The sequence below is a fragment of the Stenotrophomonas sp. genome (assembly GCF_035634915.1).
Classification (GTDB): domain Bacteria; phylum Pseudomonadota; class Gammaproteobacteria; order Xanthomonadales; family Xanthomonadaceae; genus Stenotrophomonas.
Map to the genome: position 1 here is coordinate 21,113 of NZ_DASQCB010000012.1, position 19,204 is coordinate 40,316.

The following is a 19,204-nucleotide window of genomic DNA, read 5'->3' on the forward strand; positions in this document are numbered from 1 at the left end:
ATGATCCCATTCAACAAACCCTTCATGACGGGCAGCGAGCTTGAGTACATCGCGCGTGCACACGCCAATGGTCATCTCAGCGGCGATGGTCCGTTCACCAAGCAGTGCCATGCGTGGCTCAATCAGCGTACCGGCGCCAGTGCGTCGCTCCTGACGCATTCGTGCACGTCTGCCCTGGAAATGGCAGCGCTGCTGCTGGACCTGGAACAGGGCGACGAAGTGATCATGCCTTCGTACACCTTCGTATCCACCGCAAATGCCTTCGTGCTGCGCGGCGCGGTTCCGGTTTTTGTCGATGTTCGTGCCGATACCCTCAACATCGACGAACGCCTGCTCGAGGCCGCCATCACGCCTCGCACCAAGGCCATCTGCGTCGTGCATTACGCGGGGGTCTCCTGCGAAATGGACGAGATACTGGCCATCGCCAATCGCCATGGCCTGGCCGTTGTCGAAGACGCGGCGCAGGGGATCATGTCGACCTACAAGGGCCGTCCGCTCGGTACCATCGGTGACCTCGGCGCGCTGAGCTTCCACGAAACCAAGAACATCATTTCTGGAGAGGGCGGAGCGCTGCTCTGCCGCGACAGGGAGCATGCCGAACGCGCCGAGATCATCCGCGAGAAGGGCACCAACCGCAGCCGCTTCTTCCGCGGCCAGGTCGACAAGTACACCTGGGTGGATGTGGGCTCTTCATTCCTCCCGGGTGAGATCACCGCGGCGTTCCTTTCGGCACAGATGGACGCTGCCGAAGCCATCACTGCACGCCGTCTTGCCATCTGGGATCGTTACCACGCCTGGGCCGAGGCACACGAGCGTGCTGGCAAGGTGCAGCGGCCGACCATCCCGGCGCACTGCACCCACAACGCGCACATGTACTACCTGCTGCTCCCGTCGCTGGATGTCCGTACCCGCTTCATTGCGGAGATGAAGCAGCGCGGTGTCCAGACCGTGTTCCATTACATCCCCCTGCACTCCTCGCCGGCGGGCCTGGAACATGGACGCACCGGCTCGGACATGACGGTCACCGACGATATCAGTGCCCGCCTGGTCCGCCTGCCCCTGTGGGTGGGCGTGGAAGAACAGATGGACGCGCTGCTGTCGCATGCGGACGCCGCGCTGGACGCAGCCCTGGCCTGAACCGAGGCCTGCCGCGGCAGCAGCGGCGGGCCGGGACGCCCCATAGCTGAATGGCCCAGGTACCCCGGGATTGGCGTGCTGACGTGGCCTTGCGGGGCGTATCGCTATAATCGGAAGTCAACCCGTGTAAGGACTGCATTGATGACGCTTCCGTGTTTCAAGGCCTATGACATCCGCGGCCGCGTTCCGGATGAACTGGATGAACGCCTTGCCCGCCGCATCGGCGCTGGCACTGCGTCGCTGCTGGGTCCGGGACCGGTGGTGGTGGGACACGACATCCGCCTGAGCAGCCCCGCCCTGCTGCAGGCGGCCATCGAGGGCCTGACCGCGAGTGGCCGCGATGTGATCGACATCGGCATGTGCGGCACCGAAGAAGTGTATTTCCAGACGTTCCACCGCAAGGCGGCCGGCGGCATCATGGTCACCGCCAGCCACAACCCGATGGACTACAACGGGATGAAGCTGGTGCGCGAGGAATCCAAGCCGATCAGCGGTGATACCGGCCTGTTCGACATCCGCGATTTCGCCGCCTCCGATGCGCCCCTGGGCGACGGCCAGGGCACGGTCAGCCAGGATGCCGACAAGTCGGCCTACATCCAGCACCTGCTGGGCTATGTGGACGTGGCCAACCTGAAGCCGGTGAAGATCGTCACCAACCCGGGCAACGGCGGCGCAGGCCTGGTCATCGACGCACTGGCCCCGCATCTGCCGTTTGAATTCATCCGCATCCAGCATGAACCGGACGGCAGTTTCCCCAACGGCATTCCCAACCCGCTGCTGCCGGAAAACCGTGCGGCAACGCGTGATGCCGTGCGCACCCATGGCGCCGATTTCGGCATCGCCTGGGACGGTGACTTCGACCGCTGCTTCTTCTTCGATGCCGAAGGCAATTTCATCGAAGGCTATTACCTGGTCGGCCTGCTGGCCACGGCACTGCTGGCCCGCCAGCCGGGCGGCAAGATCATCCACGACCCGCGCCTGACCTGGAACACCGTGGAAATGGTCGAACAGGCCGGCGGCGTGCCGATCATGAGCAAGACCGGCCATGCCTTCATCAAGGAACGTATGCGCGCCGAAGACGCGATCTACGGCGGTGAGATGAGCGCGCATCACTACTTCCGCGAATTCGCCTACTGCGATTCCGGCATGATTCCGTGGCTGCTGATCGCGCAGCTGGTGTCCAGCACCGGCAAGTCCCTGGGTGACCTGGTGGCCGACCGCATGAAGGCTTTCCCGTGCAGCGGTGAAATCAACTTCCGCGTGGATGACGCCAAGGCCACCGTCGCGCGGGTGCTGGCGCACTTCGATGCGCAGCAGCCGACCCTGGACCACACCGATGGCGTCAGTGCCGACTTTGCCGACTGGCGCTTCAACCTGCGCAGCTCCAATACCGAACCGCTGCTGCGGCTCAACATCGAAACCCGCGGCAATGAAGCACTGCTGCAGGACCGCATCCGCGAGCTGACCGCCCTGATTGGCGGCACGCCAGCCAATCACTGACAAGGACCCTTTCGTATGACCCCCATCGTTCCCGTCATTCTGTCCGGCGGCTCGGGCACCCGGTTGTGGCCGCTGTCGCGTGAGGCCTACCCGAAGCAGTTCCTGCCGCTGGTCGGCGATGACACGATGCTGCAGGCGACCTGGAAGCGCGTCGCCTCCATTGCCGGCGCCGCGCCCATCGTGGTCGCCAACCAGGAGCATCGCTTCATGGCCGCCGAGCAGCTGCGCGAGTGCAAGGTGCTGCCGCAGGCGCTGATCCTCGAGCCGGTGGGCCGCAACACCGCCCCGGCCATCGCCATCGCCGCACTGCAGGCCCTGGCCAGCGGCGATGATGCCCTGCTGCTGGTGCTGCCTTCCGACCATGTGGTGCGCAATGAAGCGGCCTTCCATGCAGCGGTCAAGCAGGCGGCCATCGCCGCCGAGGGCGGCAAGCTGGTCACCTTCGGCATCGTGCCCACCGCACCGGAAACCGGCTACGGCTACATCAAGGCCGCTGCCGGCGAAGGCGTGCGCGCCGTCGATCGCTTCGTCGAGAAGCCCGACCTGGCCACCGCCGAGCAGTACGTGGCGTCGGGCGAATACTTCTGGAACAGCGGCATGTTCCTGTTCAAGGCCTCGCGTTACCTGAAGGAACTGGAGACGCTGCAGCCGGCGATCCTCGCCGCATGCCGCCAGGCCCTGGACAAGGCAGCGCGCGACAACGACTTCATCCGTCTGGATGCCGAGGCGTTCGCCGCCAGCCCGAACGATTCGATCGACTATGCGGTGATGGAAAAGACCGCAGACGCCGCCGTCGTGCCGCTCGATGCGGAATGGAACGATGTGGGTTCCTGGTCCGCGCTGTGGGAAGTGTCCGACAAGGATGCCGATGGCAACGCCTGCCACGGCGACGTGATCGCATTGGACTGCAAGGACAGCTACGCCTACGGCAACCGCCTGATCGCGATGGTCGGCCTGCAGGACGTGGTGGTCGTGGAAACCGATGACGCGGTGTTCGTGGGCCACAAGGACCGCGTGCAGGACGTGAAGGAAATCGTCGGCCAGATCAAGCGTGACGGCCGCAGCGAAGCCGCCGCCCATCGCAAGGTCTACCGCCCGTGGGGCGCGTATGACTCCATCGACAATGGTGCCCGTTTCCAGGTCAAGCGCATCACCGTCAAGCCGGGCGCGACCCTCAGCCTGCAGATGCACCACCACCGCGCCGAGCACTGGATCGTGGTGAGCGGTACGGCGGAAGTGACCCGCGGCGACGAGGTGATCCTGCTGTCGGAAAACCAGAGCACCTACATCCCGCTGGGCGTGACCCATCGCCTGAAGAACCCGGGCAAGCTGCCGCTGGAACTGATCGAAGTGCAGTCGGGCAGCTACCTGGGCGAGGACGATATCGTGCGGTTCGAGGACAGCTACGGCCGGGCCTGACGGCTCCCCGACGCCGGCTGCCGTCCCTGACAGACCCCGCTTCGGCGGGGTTTGTCGTCTCTGCAGCCCGGCCGATGCCCGCATGCTGCGGCCACACTTGCATCGGCGAAGGCATCTACAGGATCATCGGCGTTCAGGATGATTTTCCGGCCCTCCGTCCCCCTGTTCAGCCAGAGGCTTGCCATGGCCCAAAAGACCACCGGACTTCATGCAATTCTCTCGGCCCCGTGGGCCTATGACCTGCTGCAGAACATCCTGGGGGCACAGAAGGCACGCAAGCGCCTGCTCAATGACCATGCCCGGCCCAGCCCGACCGCGACAATCCTGGACATCGGCTGCGGCACAGGGGAGATCGTCCCCCATCTACCCAAGGGCGCCGGCTATCACGGCTTCGACCTTTCCCCGTTGTACATCGAATCTGCCACCCGGCGCTTCGGTGACCGCGCCACCTTCCACTGCATGGACATTGCCGACTACCAACCCCAGGAGGGTGAGCCGCTGGCCGACGTCGTGCTGGCCGTCGGCATCCTGCATCACCTGGACGACGATATCGTAGTCAAGCTGATGCAATCGGCGCGCAGCAAGCTCAAGCCCGGAGGTCATCTCGTCACCATGGACGGCACCCTGGTGGAAGGGCAATCCGCGCTGGCGCGCAATCTGATCCTGCGTGATCGCGGGCAGAACATACGCACCCCGGATGGGTACCTTGGCCTGGCGCAGCAGGCTTTTCAGGACGTCAAAGTTACCATCCGCCACGACATGATCCATGTTCCCTATACGCATTGCGTCATGGAGTGTCGCGCCTGAGGGCGCTGGCCGGACAGTCGCGCAAGCAAAGCGGTAGATGAATCCGGATGCCGGGGAGCGCGGCAACGGAGCAGGCAAGGCGCTCACCTTTCGTTCCAGATGATGCCCGGGTCCAATGGGATCCGGTACAGAACCCACGTGGATCCTCCGTCGGCTTCGACCTGTGAGCAGAGCACCGATGAACGGAACTTCGGTAACGTCTGTGCGTGTACCTGGCCGCTGGCTGCGGCCCTTGATCGATCTGCCGGGCCATGAACGCACCCGCATCGCACTTGCGCTGGTACTGCTGGGTATCAACGTGGCGCTGCTGCTTGCCTACCTGTTCATCAGCTACAAGGGGTGCTTCCACTCCGACTCGGCGGTCAAGAATCTGCTCGCCCAGGAGATGCGCGATTCGGCCAGCTTCTTCCCGCCTGACTGGAACTATGTCAACAAGGATCTGATGGTGCTGTTCGGCCAGCTGGGCATCGTTCCCCTGCTGCCCTTCTTCGACAACGGCTACACGCTCTACGCCGTGGCCAGCAGCGTCACTGCGCTCCTGATCCTGGCCAGTACGTTCTGGTTCACCGGGCTGCTCGAGGCCCCGCCGTGGCAACGGATCCTGGCCGTTGCGTTGCTGGCCGGCGGCATCTCCGGAGGTATCGCCGAAGATGTGTTCGGCCAGGCCGCCTACGGTGCGGTGTTGATGTTCACCTGCCTGCTCACCGTCCTTGCCTGGAAGGTCCTCAGCACGCAGGGACCCCGACGGCTGCTGTGGTGCACCCTGCTGCTGGCGCTTGCAATCCTTGTCACCTGGAGCAACCCGCAGCGCGCGGCAGCCTCCTATCTGCTGCCACTGTTCTGCGGGCTGACCGGCTATGCCTGCGGGCAGGAATGGAAGCAGCGACTGCGCGGCGCTGCTGCCGTCCTGGCACCTGTGCTGGGTGGCTTTGCGCTGGGCATGGTGCTGAGTGCACGGACCCTGTCGCAGGTGAACAACACGGTGGGGGCCGGTGCCGCACGTTGGCTCAGCTTCGATGGCATGGCGGCCAACGTAGTGCATACCGGCCACGCCATGATCGGCCTGCTGGGAGGTCTTCCCGCCCATGGGGGCAGCGTCATCAGCATCGCAGGCCTGTACGCTGCGGTCCGTCTGCTGGCGGCACTGCTGCTGCTGTTGATGGTCGGGCAGAGGATCGTGGCCATGTGCGTCGGCCCCAGCCTGCGCACGCGCTTTGTCGGGGCGGGGTTGGCCGGGCTTTCGCTGTGCTTCCTGTTCCTGCAGGCCACGACAACCATTCCCGACATCAATGACCCGGTCAGCGCAGCCCGCTACCTCACTCCGATGCTCGTGCTCGGGGTGCTGGCCCTGGCCTGCACGCCGTTGGACCCATCCACGCCGCTGCGTTCGTTGCTGGTGCTGGGCCTCAGCCTGCTGCTCGCCACCAGCAGCCTGGTCATCTTCAATCCGGGCTCGCTGATCAACCCCGGCTGGCGCAATCCCCAGCGCGATGCAGTGGTTGCCAAGCTGAATGCCCAGGGACTGGCCTACGGTTACGCCAATTACTGGAATGCCGGGTCGCTGACCGTGCTCAGTGGCGGCAAGACCAGAATTCGTCCCATCATGATCGCCGGTGGCCTGCCCTTGCCGATGCGCCACCTCTCCTCCGACCGTTGGTATGAGCCGGAGGCCTGGCAGGGCGAGACCTTCCTGCTGCTCAACGCCACCGACAGCGCCGCAATCGACTGGGGTGCCCTGGGCAGGCATGTCGGCGCGCCGGTCCGCGAGGCGCAGTTTGGCGACCTGCATCTGTATGTGTTCAAGGAAAATCTGTCACACGCGCTCCCCAACTGGAGCAACGCGCTGACATCACCGATGCGCCTGTCCGCAGGGCCGGACAGCGCGAAGACCATCGGACGCTGGGTCCCTGCCGATGGCGCATTGCACAGCGGCGTTGGCGAATCCGGCTACCTGCAGTACGGCCCCTACCGGCCGTTGCGCCGCGGCAACTACCAGGTGACCTACGATATTCACGGCAGCGCCGCATCGCCCGGCCAGGTGGTTGCGGTGGTGGATGTGGCGGTGGCCGGTGGCACCGGCATTCTCGCCTCGGCAGACGTGCACGCGGGTGCGCCGGGGAACCCGACGCTTCAGTTCAGCCTGGACCACCCGGTCACGGATCTGGAACTGAGAGTGCTGGCCACGGGCAACGGCGAGCTGGCGTACAAGGGCCTTACGCTCTCAGCCCAGCGCGGGTGCGTGCACTGCGGAAGCGCCGCCCCCCGGAACGATCCACGGGGGGCTGGCGAAGCGGGCGTCAATGAGCCGCCGACAGCGTCACGCCCTGATAGGTGACCTCACCGGCACCGGTTGCGGCCACACGCATTTCCAGCGTGGCCACAGGCTTGTCCAGGCGGAACTCGATGATGTGCTGGGCACTGCCATCGCCGCGCACCTCCTTCGAGCCCAGGACCTGCGTGCCACCGGCGGCGACGACATCCACCAGGGCCACCACCTGCTGCGGCGCATCGGCCCGGCCGACGACATCGAAGGTGACACGGTACGTGCCACGGCCCAGCAACGTGTAAGGCCCGAACTGAAGGTAGCCGGTCTCGCCAGGGAAGGTTTTCAGCGACTGTGTCGAACCGACCCAGCGCCCGACGGTTTTCGATCCATCGGGGGCGGCATCGATCCGCAGCGGCTTGCGCAGCACCGCGCTCCACCCCGGAACATCCAGGGCGAGATTCTGCTTGAACACGATCACCCGCTTGTCACCGATGCGTGCCTCCCGGACCGGTTGCCCGGCGTAACGCGTGAGCGAGCCCCAGTTGAGCGAAGCCGCTTCCTGGTCGGTGAGCAGCAGGAAGGTTTCACCCTGCCAGGCCTCCGGCTCGTACCAGTGATCGGAGGAGAGGTGACGCATCGGCACCGGCAGGCCATCAAAGACCTCGACCTGGCGGATCTTGACGTCGCCGCCGCTCAGCACGGTGAGTGCGCCGGCGTTCCAGTAGGTGGCATACCCGTACTTCAGCCCCATCGCCTTCAATTCGGCGACCAGCGCATCACGCTGCGGATTCTGCCAGCCAGGATGGATCATCGATCCTGGATTGAAGCGCACCACGCTGTTGCTGGCCAGCAGCAGACTCAGGCCCACCATCAGCACGGCCCCCAGACGGGAGGCGTGCTGGAGCGGGGCACAGATCACCAGAAGCAGCGCCAGCGTGGTCGCCGGTGCCAGATACCGCGCAACGCTCACCGGATCGTTCATGTCCGCCACGGTGGTTGTGACGTGCAGGAACAGGAAGCAGGCCGCAAGGCCCGCCACCATGCCGCCCACGAAGCGCGCCTGTGCGCTGGCACTGCGGCAGAACGCGAGGACCGTGCGGCCCATCAACACCAGCAGGATGAGGGCAGCCAGCAGGCGCATCGCCGCGTAGATTCCCTGCGCGCTGATGACAGTGCCGCCTGCGGCCGGCAGACCGCCGAGCAGAGCGACAAGGCCATGGGCGGTGTGCACCAGGTTGCCGGCCATCGCATTGAAATCCAGCCAGTGTGCAGCACCTACCCCTGCATTGTTGTTGACCTGGGTCAACGTCCACACGCTCAAGCCGGCACCGATCACGAACCCAAGCACGGTAGCCACCACGACCGGCACGGATGCATGCGCGCGCGACCTCCACTCGCCTCCCCACCAGTACGCGGCAAGACCACAATAGAGGGGCAGCAGGTAGGTAGCCGCCGCACGCTGCGGATTGCTCCACGTGCACAGCAGGACCAGCACGAACAACAGCGCCCACCACACCGGACGTCGCCGCGGGACGGCCGCCATCGACTTCCACGTCAGCACCGCAAGCAGGCAGCTGAGGGTCAGCAGGATGCCGTAGGCCGCCTGGCCGAAGATGTCTTCCTCGATGCTCGCCGAAACTCCGCCGGCCAGCACGGCAAGTGCCAGCACGCGCTGCCAGGTGCTCCCACCCAGCAGACCACTGAACCACCACACACTGCCAAGTATCACGGCCGCCACGGCTACGCCGGCCAGCGCATAGAGCGTGTAACTGCCTTCCTGGAAGAACTGCAGCGGCCATACACCGAGCTGGGCGAACAGGATCATCAGATCCTTGTTGACGTAGTTCCAACCCGCCGGGAAGAACCGCCCCGTTTCGTGCATTTCCTGTGCAAGCAGCACCCGGACAGCCGAATCGGAGTGGAAAAAGCCCTTGTAGCTGACGAACAGGAACATGGCCAGCAGGACCAGATTCACGGCCAGCAGCGCCGCCGCGAGCAGGGTGCGGCGGCGCTCGTCGGCAAACAGCTGACCTGCCCGGACGAGCGCATCCAGCCACCCGGCCGGCCCCCCTGCGGTCAGCTTCAAGGCAGATCGGCTCACGGGGTGCTTCCGTACATCCAGGAGAGGGTGGTGGCGAAGTCGAAGGCCGGCATTCCGCCCACCCGGGCCAACACCTTGTCATTGGCCCCACGCAGCGATTTGACCTCGTTGCCACGCACGAAGGCCGGATTCACCCGGACCTCGATCGCATGGCCGGAAAGATCGGCGAGCTTGGCAATCACCTGCTGCAGTGACCACTCGACGCCGGAACAGATGTTGTACACCTCTCCGGCCGCGGGGGCGGCAAGCAGCCTTGCGTACAGCTCGGCGACAAGCCGCACATCGTAGAAATCACGCGAGACATCGATGTTGCCCAGTTCGATCACCGCATCACGGCGCTTGAAATGCGCGACGATCTTGGGGATCAGGAACCGTTCGGACTGACCGACCCCGGTGTAGTTGAACGGCCGGACCACGGTGATCGGCAACTGCTCTTTCCACAGGGATGCCATCGCCTCCATGGCCATCTTGCTGACGGCATAGTCGTTCTGCGGCGACAACGGCGCGTCCTCGCCGATGATCCCGCCCACGTTGCCATACACGTTGGCACTGCTGGCCAGCAGGACATGCGCCGGTCGTGTCGGCAACGCAGCCAGTGCCTCAAGCAGGTTGCGCGTACCGAGGATGTTGACGCGGTAGATCTCGTCGGCATCACCGTGGGCGACAAACGAGATCGCCGCCAGGTGGATGACGTACTCCGGCTGCAGCCTCTGAACGGCAGTACCCAGCCCTGCGCGATCGAGCAGGTCGACTGCGGCGTTGCCCGCAGCGCCGGTGCCTGCCGCCAGGGTCACCACCTCGCACCCGGCAGCCTGCAGGCGCTCGATCACATAGCGCCCGGTGAATCCGGACGCCCCCGTGACCAGGACCCGCTTGCCGGCGATCTCAGAAGGAGAAACCACGTTCGTTCCTCTTCAGATCGGCCTCGACCATCATCTGGCAAAGCTGTTCCAGCGAGGTCTGCGGCTTCCAGCCCAGCACGCGCGCGGCCTTTTCCGGGTTGCCGATCAGCAGATCGACTTCGGCCGGGCGGTGGAACTTGGCATTGATGCGCATCACGGTCTTGCCGGTCGCGGTATCGATGGCAACCTCATCGATATCCTTGCCCTTGAACTCCACGTCGATGCCGGCACCCTTGAATGCCATGCTGACGAAATCGCGCACGGTTTCGGTGCGGTTGGTGGCGAGCACGAAGGTATCGGGTTCGTCGGCCTGCAGCATGCGCCACATGCCTTCCACGTATTCCTTGGCGAAGCCCCAGTCACGCTTGGCGTCGAGATTGCCCAGTTCCAGCACATCCAGCTGGCCCAGCTTGATCTTGGCCACCGAGTCGGTGATCTTGCGGGTCACGAACTCACGGCCGCGCAGCGGGCTTTCGTGGTTGAACAGGATGCCGCTGGAACCAAAGATGTCGTAGCTCTCACGGTAGTTCACCGTGATCCAGTGTGCGTAAAGCTTGGCCACGCCGTACGGGCTGCGCGGGTAGAACGGGGTGTCTTCCACCTGCGGGACGGCCTGCACCTTGCCGAACATTTCCGAGGTCGACGCCTGATAGAAGCGGATCTTCGGGTTGACCAGGCGGATCGCCTCCAGCAGATTCAGCGCCCCCACGCCGGTGATCTGCGCGGTGGTGGTCGGCTGGTCGAAGCTGACGCCGACGAAGCTCTGCGCGGCCAAGTTGTAGATCTCATCCGGCTGGATCTTCTGCACCATCGCCAGCGAGGTGCCCAGATCGGTCAGGTCGTACTCGACCAGATGGAGGCGGGGGTGGTTGAGCACGCCCACTTCTTCCAGGCGCCAGAAATTGACCGAGCTGGTGCGACGGTAGGTGCCGTAGACCTCATAGCCCTTCTCAAGGAGCAGTTCGGTCAGATAAGCGCCGTCCTGCCCCGTGATACCCGTGATGATTGCCTTCTTCATGATCTGTCTTCTTCTTCAATGATTGATTCGGTTACGGCAGGTCTGTGCGTGCTGCACGCACTGCCCTGAACGGGAGCGAAGGTGTGTGCACGCACGGGGCGTTGATGACGCATGCCACCTGCTCAGAGTCGAGCGATCCAAGCAAGGTGCTTCAGCCAGGTATTGTGCCATGTGTCTTCACATTGCCACTCGACACCGCCATCACAGCATGCGGCTCTGCAGTACTGTCTCGCCGGCGGTGTGGCTGCCGCCCTCCTTCCTGGCCCAGTCATCCCAGAGCATCTCACGCACCCCTCGCCAGTGCAGCCGCTGGCGGGCCAGGGCATCGACTTCCCGGGCACCCGGCAGGGTCAGCATCAGGTCGCCGGGTGCAGCATCCACAGGCTCATCTGCCAGTAGATCCTCGGGACAGTCCAGCAACGCCAGCGTCGCCTTGCGGGCGTAACGATACACGCCATCCCCCGCGCAGCTCACAGGCTCGATCCTCCATCCCTGCGGAGGCGCAAGCAACAGCGCGCGCAGCTGCTGCAGCGCGGCTTCGTTGCCGGCTGCCCCAAGCGCATCCAGGTCCACCAGCGCCTGCGGCGCTGACTGCCCGGTCGGGAAGCTCCATGCCATGGCCTGGCCAAGCGCGGCTTCGTCAACCATCGCCCCCCCCTGCGCCAGATAGCGCCCCAGGGCCGGAACCAGTGCCTGCGACGACACCTCGGCGCGCGCCTGGAAGGCTTCAATGGCCTGGTAGTACGCTTCCGCGCAGCGACGTGGCAGATGCGTTTCCAATACGAATGCCCTGCCATCGGCCGCCAGCCGCTGTCGCAGCGACGCATCGCGGTAGAGCGCTGCCAGGGCTTCCTGCAGTGCGGCATCGTCGAACGCATCTGGCAGCTTGAGCACGGCATGGTCGGGCAGATCCGCCATGGAGCCGTTGGCGTTGACCACCGTGGCCAGCCCATGGTTCATCGCGTCCAGCACCGCTGCGGAAGTCTCTCCCCGCGAGAACGTCCGCAACTGCACCGCCACATCGCCCGCCAGCAGATAGCTCCGGAAATCCTCGCGCTCGGCGAAACCGGTGATGCGGATACGCTTACCCGCCGGACTGGCGTTGATGCGGCGCTGAAGATCCTGACCGTAGTCATTGGGATCTGCCTGGCCGACAAACACCAGATGGCAGCGTTCGTCCTTGGCCAAGGGCGAGGCCAACCACGCATCGACCAGGCGCGCGTTCTGCTTGGACGGGGCCATGAATCCAAAACTACAGACCACAAAGGCATCATCGGGCAGGCCCAGGGCCTGGCGTGCGATGCGTCGCTCGCCCGCACCGGGCACCGCCGGCGCGCGCATGAGCGGAACCTCACGCCAGCTGCTTGTATCCATGCCCGGGTAGTACTGCCGGGCCATCCGCCGGGACACCGCCGAATGCACGATCACGCCCTGGGCGGCCGACAGGACCGTGTAGTTGCACGGATGATCCTGCATGAGCTGCTCGTGCTGCCTCTGCACCTTGGCCGGCAGGGCGGCATAGCCATGCGAGCGGTACAACGCATCGGTCCAGGTGCCGGCCATCCCCAGCGCCAGTTCGCGGTAGGCGAACAGGCCGCTGAGGAAGAAATCGTGCAGCACGACCACACCGGGGATGCGATCGATCAGCTCGACCATGTGGGCGTGGTACATCGAATTGCCGAGGTGGTAGATGACCCGGTCATAGCCCGCACCGTGGGCCTGGAACCATGCCAGATCGCGGACCCGCGCCGTTCCCTCCACCGCAAGGTCGTCGATGCCGGGCTGGGCGAGGATGACATCGACCTCGTAGAAGCGCGCCAGCTCAGGCACCAGCTCCGCGCTGTAGTCAGCGATGCCGCTGCGTTCGGGCGGCATCGGCGAAACATACGCCAGGCGCGGCCGCACGGCGGCAGGCGGGCGATCGCAGCATGCCTCCATGGCCTGGATCGCCGTGATGGCGCTGGCATCCCAGGAGAACTTCAGTGCCTGCACCGGCGCATGCGCCAGCAGACGCTGGCGGAACGCCTCGTCGGTCAGACCCTGCGCCATTTTTTCCATGATGGCCCGGTCGTCATAAGGATCGAACAGGGCCTCCTCCAGGCCAATGACCTCCGGCAGGCTGGAGGTCGCCGCCCCGATCACGGGCGCACCACACTGCATCGCCTCCAGGGCGGGCAGGCCGAAGCCTTCATGCCAGGAAGGGAACACGAACAGGCGCGCCATGTTGTAGAGCGCCACCAGGTCTTCTTCCGGCACAAAGCCGGTGAGCACCACCTCATCCTCGCGCAGCCCACAGTCACGCATGAGCGTCGTCAACAGGCGTCGCGGCTCGTCATGCACTGAACAGACCACGGCCAGCTGATGGGCCGAGCGCACGCTCTTTGGCAGCAGCGCATACGCGCGGATCAAGCCTTCAATGTTCTTGCGATGGTCGATGCCGCCGGTATACATCACGAACGGGCGGGACAGCGAATACCTGTCGCGGATGGCGGCTGCATCGAAAGCGTCCGGGCTCAGGCGCTGGAAACCGTCATCGATGGCCGAGGAGATGTTGACCACACGCTCGCCATCAAATCCAAGGTGGTCCACGGCCTCCTGTGCAGCCGAGGCAGAAATGCCCAGCAGCAGATCGGCTCGCCGCATGTGCGCGATCTTGCCGTGGTACCAGCGCGCCATCACCGGATTGTCCAGGTAGCGCTTGCGGTAGATGAGCGGGATCAGATCGAACAGTGTCACCGCCGTCCGCATGGGGACCGTGCCCACGCCGATGCTGGTGATCGCAGGCTCTCCCAACCCTTCAAACAGGCTGGACACGTGCACGATGTCCGGCTTCAACGTCTGCAGGAAGGCTTCGCGCAGACGATCATCAATCCCATCGTCGCCGGTCAGTCCGCCTGTGCGCACCGGCCACCAGACATGGATGTGATCGGCCGGAAGCGTGTCACCGAACGCCTGGATGATCGGCGCGATGCTGTCCTCGAAACGGCCGTTCAGCACGACGTGTACGTCATGACGCCCCGCGTTGCGCACCATCGCCAGCGCCAGTGCCAGCGAATAGCGGCCGATGCCGCGGAAGCGGCTGCCCGACTGAGCCCCTTGAAGGTCGATTACGATACGCACTTAGGTTCTCGCTCCTGCCATTGCGTGGCGTACTCTCAGCAGCCCTTGTTTCGCCTGTGCCGAAGCATCGGCCGGCAGCGGTTCATCGAGCCGTTGCCGGAGCGCTGTGGAATCCACCGCGACGAAGGCCTGCGGAGCGGCCATGACCGCGACCGGCCTGCCCAGGGCCGCACCGTGCCAGGCACGCACGCGTGCGTCCAGCGCCGGCATCGAAGCCAGGACATTGCCTGCCGTGCGCCGCAGCCGGGGCGATCTGGATGCCCGGCGCAGCACGCCAAACACCACCCGCTTCACGGCCGGCTTCAGTGCATGCACACCGCGGCGCGCCAGCTTGACCGGCGCCCTGACGATGAGCCGCAGCACCCGCGACATCACCCGCATCGGTGCCGTAACAACCCAGGAAGTGCTGTTGTGGATGATCGTGAGTTCGCTGTGCAGCTTGGTCACCTGGGACAGCGCCAGGTCCCGCTCCTCGGCGATCTCCGAAATCGCTGCCGCCACGACCTCGTTTTCCCGGGCCTTGGCCTGCATGAGTTCTTCCTGCAGCCGGGTAGCATGGGCAACCGCCCAGGCCTGGTCGGCCAGCAGCGCCTTGTGTCGCTCGCTGGCTTCCAAACGCTGATGCAGCATCCGCAACTCAAACCCGGTGTTGAGCTGATGGGCCGCAGACAGCTCCTCCCTGATCCGGGACAGCTCGGCGGAGACCTGCGACAGGTCCTCCCCCACGCGCGCGGTCTGCGCGTGAGCGACCGCCGCTTCGTGCTTCAGCCTGGCCGCAAAGGTCGAGGTCGCCGTACCGGACAGCTCGAAACGGTCAAATACATTGGGCCCGACCTGGAACGCATCAGCCAGTTCCGGGTGCGCATGGCTGATGTAGAAGCGGTTGAGGCCATCGAAGTAGACGAAGCGGTAACCCTTCTCGACAACCAGGGCGTCCCACTCCTCGTAGTTCTGCTCCTGGCTCATCGGACGGGTGCTTTCGATCACCAGCACCCACGGCCGCAACGCGCCGTGCCAGCCCTGCAGCACCTGCTTCTCGGCGCCTTCGACATCGATCTTCAACCAATGCACGTCGCCTTCGACGATGGTCAGCACCTGGTCCAACGTGACCACCGGCACCACCACACGGGTGACCTCGCGACCGTCGCGCTCGTAACCCTCGGCCAGATCCTCACGTGAGGTACTGAGGCCCGTGCCGGACATGGCATACAGCGCGCCAATGCCCTCCTCCTGCCCCACCATCACCTGCATCACCACGTCGCCGGGACGTTCCTGGCGCAGTTGGTCGGCGTAGAACGGCATCGGTTCAACGTGTACGCCCTTCCAGCCCTGTTCGTGGAATGCACGGCTGACCGAGTCCTCGTAGGCGCTCTGCGCCCCCACATCGACATAGTTGCCGCGGCCCACATGGCCCAGCGCGCGCCACAGGATCACATCCTCGAAATTCTGGGCATAGGAAACGATACCGTCCTTCATGCGACACCTCCCTTGGCAGGTTCGACCGGGCTGGAACGGCGATCGATCTCGAAGCGGCCATCCAGCCAGGTCGTGCCGATGAACACGTCGCGGTCGACATTGATCACGTCGAACACCAGCAGGTTGTCGACCCACTCGTAGTTGTTTTCCAGGTGGTTGTCGCCGCTCACCAGCGCCGGCGAAACCGAGTAGGAACCCGGGCCCAGGGTGCAGGTGAACGGCAGCGAGAATACGACTTCCTCGCCCGCGGCCAGGCCCGACAGGATCTGCTGGGTGTGCCAGGTGTTCGTCCCCCAGACCACATGACCGAATTTGTCCCGGACCATGTAGCCCAGTACCAGCCGGTCCACGGGCACATGCACGCCGGCCACGAGCCGCAGCTCGACCTTCTGGCCGACAGTGGCGACCTTCAGTGGGTTGCCATCGGTATCCAGCAGCGCCAGCGAATTGCAGGTCACCTCGCGGGTGCCACTGCGCGTCTGCATCCAGCCATCGGTTTCCCGGTGCTGTTCGATGCTCAGCTCCTGGTTTTCCTTTTTCGCAACCAGGGCGTTGTAGTAGTCCACCACTTCATCGGGCGAGCCATCTTTCAGCACACGGCCGGCATCGAGCAGGATGACGCGATCGCACAAGGTCTTCACTTCGGACATGCCGTGGGACACGAACAGGATCGACGTGCCCTGCTCGCGGAATGCACGAATGCGGTCGAAGCTCTTGTGCTGGAAGTAGGAGTCACCCACCGACAACGCCTCATCGACAATGAGGATGTCCGGCTTGAACGCGGTTGCCACGCTGAATGCCACGCGCATCTGCATGCCGCTGGAATAGGTGCGCACAGGCTGGTCGAAGTAGTCGCCGATTTCAGCGAACGCTTCGATATCCGGCAAGGCCTCCATGATCTGGCTGGCCTCGAACCCCATCAGCCCCGCCGCGTGAATCGCGTTCTGGCGACCGGTCAGGTCAGGATTGAAGCCCATTCCCAGCTCGAGAATTGCAGCAATACGCCCACGACGCCCCACCTGGCCGACCGTGGGCCGCACCGTGCCCGTGACGATCTTCAGCAGGGTGCTCTTGCCAGCACCATTCTGCCCGATCAGACCCACGGCTTCGCCGGCGCCCACGTGCAGATCGATGTCCTGCAGCACCCAGGTTTCTTCTCTGGGGGTGGCAGGAACGCCGAACCAGGACGCCACGCGCTTCCACTCACTGCCCCAGTTCCGGTAGGACTTGCCAACACCGGAAAGTGTCAATTCACCACTCATAGTGCATCCACCATTTCAGGCGAGGCCCGACGGAAAACGACCATGGCCACCACCGCGGCCAGCAGAGTGAACACCGTCAGTACCGCCAGTTCACGCAGCATCGGGGGCTTGCCGAACACAAGCACGTTCTGGTAGCTGGCCACCAGCGGATAGAGGGGGTTGAGCTTGAAATAGTGCTGGACGCGCTCGGGCAGGATGTTGATGCTGTAGACCACCGGCGTCAGCCAGAACAGCGCCTGCAGGATCACCGGGACCACCTGGCCGATATCGCGCATGAACACATTGAGCGAACCCAGCAGCACACCCACCGACATGGACAGCAGCAGGGTGAGCACCATCAGGACAGGCAGCCACAACGCCTGTGCGTCCGGAAGATGTCCCAGCGCGGCAAAGACGCCGAAGATCGCCACCATGAGCAGTACGTTGGTCACCAGCATCTGCCCGGCCGCGATGAGTGGCAGGCACAGCCGTGGGAACGCCATCTTCTTCAGCAGATTGCCGTTGTCGATGAACAGGCCCGTGCATTTCTGCAGTGTTTCGGAGAACAGCGTCCAGCACAGCTGGCCGGCCATCAGGAAAATCGCATACGCATACTTGTTGTCGATGCCGGGAAGCTTGGCCGCCAGCACCTCGGACAGGATCAAGGCAAAGATCAGCACCTGCGCGAGCGGGTGGATGATCATCCACAATCCACCCAGCTTGCTTCGGATGAAGCGGGCCCGGAGATCGTTCTTGATGGAAGAGAGGATGAAGTGGCGGTATGCCCACACCGCGCGTAGTAATTCTTTCATGACACCCTTGATTGCGAGTACCGGTCGCCCGGCAGGGAATTGCGTTCGATCATGCTGGAGATCGCCTTGTTCATGCCCGCCGCACAGGCCTCCGGCGACAGGGTTCCAAGCACCTGCTCGCGCGCCCGTGCGCCAAGCGCCTGGGCCAATGCCGGCTGATCACGCAGCAGGCGCATGGCGCGAGCCGCCTGTGCAATGTCCGGCTCGGCCCAGCGTGCATCGAGATCGCCCACGTAGTCGCCCGGCTGGACCGGGATCAGATGCGAATCAATCAGCACGCTGTTGTCGGCCGACATGAAGTCCAGGTTTCCTGACCATGCCGTGGCGATGACGGGCTTGCCGATGGCCATGCATTCAGCCATGCCGAGCCCCAGGCCCTCGCTTCGATGCAGGGACACGAACGCATCGCAGCACCGCTGCAACGCAGCGACATGCGCCGGTGCGATCAGGTCATCGCGCACCAGTATCCGTGCATCTTCACCTGCGGCCCGCAGAAGCATCTGCAGCTGTTCGGGATGGCGGTGGCCATGACTGGTCTTGATCAGCAGCTGGACGGACGGGTCTTCAGCGGGAAACGCGGCACGGAACGCCTCGATGATCGCCAGCGGATGCTTGCGCTGCATCCATGAGTTGAAATCAAAACTGTAGAGGAACAGGAACCGGGAGGGATCGAGCCCGAAATCCTCACGCTGCAGGCCACTGGCCAACGGCAGACGCATGGGCACCGGCACGTGGAAAAGGGGCTTGTCGGTCGCGCGCGCGAATGCCTGCTGGATGAAGGCCGTTGCCACGACGATACCGTCGACCTTGGCGATCTGCGCCTGCCATTGCCCGGGGATGGTTTCCAGTTCCCAGAACCAGCTGGCCAGCAACGGCCTGCCCATCAGCCTGTCCGGCCCGATCGCGGCGAGGACCTGATCGAAGTCATCCGGATTCGTGCACAGCAGGTTGACCGCATGCGGTGCGCTGTCGTCATGGAAAGGAGCCAGCATGGGATCGGCACCATTGCCTGCCTGCCCCACATCCACCAGCGCCACCGGTATGCCCGAAACCAGCAGTGCCCGCGCGTACGCGCGGGCAACCTCGGCCAGGCCGAATTCTCCGGACAGATGGCCGAAGAGATTGATTCCGTTTCCGTCCGCAGGGGGAATCGGCAAGGCAGCGCCGGCCGTCGTCGGCACACCCGGGTCCGCCCATGCGGCGGTCCGTGGGAAGCGCAATGCGCCCACCACGCCGCCAGCCATCGCCGAGGACGCCTTTTCACGCCAGGCGCGCGGCAGCGGTCGATACAGCGCGCGGGCCAGTCGATGATTGCGCAGCCACGCCGACAACCTCAGCCAGCGATCACCCGGACGGATGTGCCCGGTCATCACGGGTATCGGCGCCCAGGCTGGCCTGCATGCAG

At 64.5% G+C, this 19,204-nt stretch carries 13 protein-coding genes; 5 read left to right on the forward strand and 8 right to left on the reverse strand.

Features of this window, described 5'->3' with window-relative positions:
* The 5 genes from rffA (at position 1) to VER16_RS09475 (ending at position 7,198) form a co-directional block, all read left to right on the forward strand.
* Positions 1–1,137 (forward strand): dTDP-4-amino-4,6-dideoxygalactose transaminase, encoded by a 1,137-nt coding sequence (gene rffA / locus VER16_RS09455; protein WP_324807501.1) that lies wholly within the window; start codon positions 1–3, stop codon positions 1,135–1,137.
* 141 nt (positions 1,138–1,278) lie between these two features.
* Positions 1,279–2,637, forward strand: coding sequence for a phosphomannomutase (locus VER16_RS09460; RefSeq protein WP_324807502.1), 1,359 nt, complete (start codon positions 1,279–1,281; stop codon positions 2,635–2,637).
* A 15-nt stretch (positions 2,638–2,652) separates the two neighbouring features.
* A complete protein-coding gene (locus VER16_RS09465) occupies positions 2,653–4,056 on the forward strand; it encodes a mannose-1-phosphate guanylyltransferase/mannose-6-phosphate isomerase (RefSeq protein ID WP_324807504.1) in 1,404 nt (467 codons plus the stop codon).
* A gap of 183 nt (positions 4,057–4,239) precedes the next feature.
* The gene (locus tag VER16_RS09470) at positions 4,240–4,863 is read left to right on the forward strand and encodes a class I SAM-dependent methyltransferase (protein WP_324807506.1); all 624 of its coding nucleotides are present in this window, start codon (positions 4,240–4,242) and stop codon (positions 4,861–4,863) included.
* A gap of 232 nt (positions 4,864–5,095) precedes the next feature.
* Complete coding sequence (locus VER16_RS09475; RefSeq protein WP_324807507.1) at positions 5,096–7,198, forward strand: hypothetical protein; 2,103 nt, start codon at positions 5,096–5,098, stop codon at positions 7,196–7,198.
* Here the strand turns inward: VER16_RS09475 and VER16_RS09480 are convergent.
* The 8 genes from VER16_RS09480 to VER16_RS09515 form a co-directional block, all read right to left on the reverse strand.
* Positions 7,161–9,230 (reverse strand): hypothetical protein, encoded by a 2,070-nt coding sequence (locus tag VER16_RS09480; protein ID WP_324807510.1) that lies wholly within the window; start codon positions 9,228–9,230, stop codon positions 7,161–7,163. The two genes, VER16_RS09475 and VER16_RS09480, sit on opposite strands and share 38 nt — an antisense overlap.
* Positions 9,227–10,132, reverse strand: coding sequence for an NAD-dependent epimerase/dehydratase family protein (locus VER16_RS09485; RefSeq protein ID WP_324807512.1), 906 nt, complete (start codon positions 10,130–10,132; stop codon positions 9,227–9,229). The genes VER16_RS09480 and VER16_RS09485 overlap by 4 nt, the downstream gene beginning before the upstream one ends.
* Positions 10,116–11,150, reverse strand: a complete 1,035-nt coding sequence (gene gmd / locus VER16_RS09490; protein WP_324807515.1) for a GDP-mannose 4,6-dehydratase — start codon at positions 11,148–11,150, stop codon at positions 10,116–10,118. The genes VER16_RS09485 and gmd overlap by 17 nt, the downstream gene beginning before the upstream one ends.
* 201 nt (positions 11,151–11,351) lie before the next feature.
* Complete coding sequence (locus tag VER16_RS09495; protein WP_324807517.1) at positions 11,352–14,270, reverse strand: glycosyltransferase; 2,919 nt, start codon at positions 14,268–14,270, stop codon at positions 11,352–11,354.
* Positions 14,271–15,746 (reverse strand): FkbM family methyltransferase, encoded by a 1,476-nt coding sequence (locus tag VER16_RS09500; RefSeq protein ID WP_324807519.1) that lies wholly within the window; start codon positions 15,744–15,746, stop codon positions 14,271–14,273.
* The gene (locus VER16_RS09505) at positions 15,743–17,008 is read right to left on the reverse strand and encodes an ABC transporter ATP-binding protein (RefSeq protein WP_324807522.1); all 1,266 of its coding nucleotides are present in this window, start codon (positions 17,006–17,008) and stop codon (positions 15,743–15,745) included. The genes VER16_RS09500 and VER16_RS09505 overlap by 4 nt, the downstream gene beginning before the upstream one ends.
* Complete coding sequence (locus VER16_RS09510; protein ID WP_324807524.1) at positions 17,005–17,799, reverse strand: ABC transporter permease; 795 nt, start codon at positions 17,797–17,799, stop codon at positions 17,005–17,007. Before VER16_RS09510 ends, VER16_RS09505 begins: the two co-directional genes overlap by 4 nt.
* The gene (locus VER16_RS09515; RefSeq protein WP_324807526.1) at positions 17,796–19,169 is read right to left on the reverse strand and encodes a glycosyltransferase family 4 protein; all 1,374 of its coding nucleotides are present in this window, start codon (positions 19,167–19,169) and stop codon (positions 17,796–17,798) included. The genes VER16_RS09510 and VER16_RS09515 overlap by 4 nt, the downstream gene beginning before the upstream one ends.
* Positions 19,170–19,204 lie beyond the last annotated feature (35 nt).

Bases quoted from the DNA above. Each gene is read 5' to 3' on its own strand.
- VER16_RS09470 (WP_324807506.1), top strand. From the start codon at position 4,240: ATGGCCCAAAAGACCACCGGACTTCATGCAATTCTCTCGGCCCCGTGG.
- VER16_RS09460 (WP_324807502.1), top strand. From the start codon at position 1,279: ATGACGCTTCCGTGTTTCAAGGCCTATGACATCCGCGGCCGCGTTCCG.
- VER16_RS09510 (WP_324807524.1), bottom strand. From the start codon at position 17,799: ATGAAAGAATTACTACGCGCGGTGTGGGCATACCGCCACTTCATCCTC.
- VER16_RS09465 (WP_324807504.1), top strand. From the start codon at position 2,653: ATGACCCCCATCGTTCCCGTCATTCTGTCCGGCGGCTCGGGCACCCGG.
- VER16_RS09515 (WP_324807526.1), bottom strand. From the start codon at position 19,169: ATGACCGGGCACATCCGTCCGGGTGATCGCTGGCTGAGGTTGTCGGCG.
- gmd (WP_324807515.1), bottom strand. From the start codon at position 11,150: ATGAAGAAGGCAATCATCACGGGTATCACGGGGCAGGACGGCGCTTAT.
- VER16_RS09500 (WP_324807519.1), bottom strand. From the start codon at position 15,746: ATGAAGGACGGTATCGTTTCCTATGCCCAGAATTTCGAGGATGTGATC.
- VER16_RS09505 (WP_324807522.1), bottom strand. From the start codon at position 17,008: ATGAGTGGTGAATTGACACTTTCCGGTGTTGGCAAGTCCTACCGGAAC.
- rffA (WP_324807501.1), top strand. From the start codon at position 1: ATGATCCCATTCAACAAACCCTTCATGACGGGCAGCGAGCTTGAGTAC.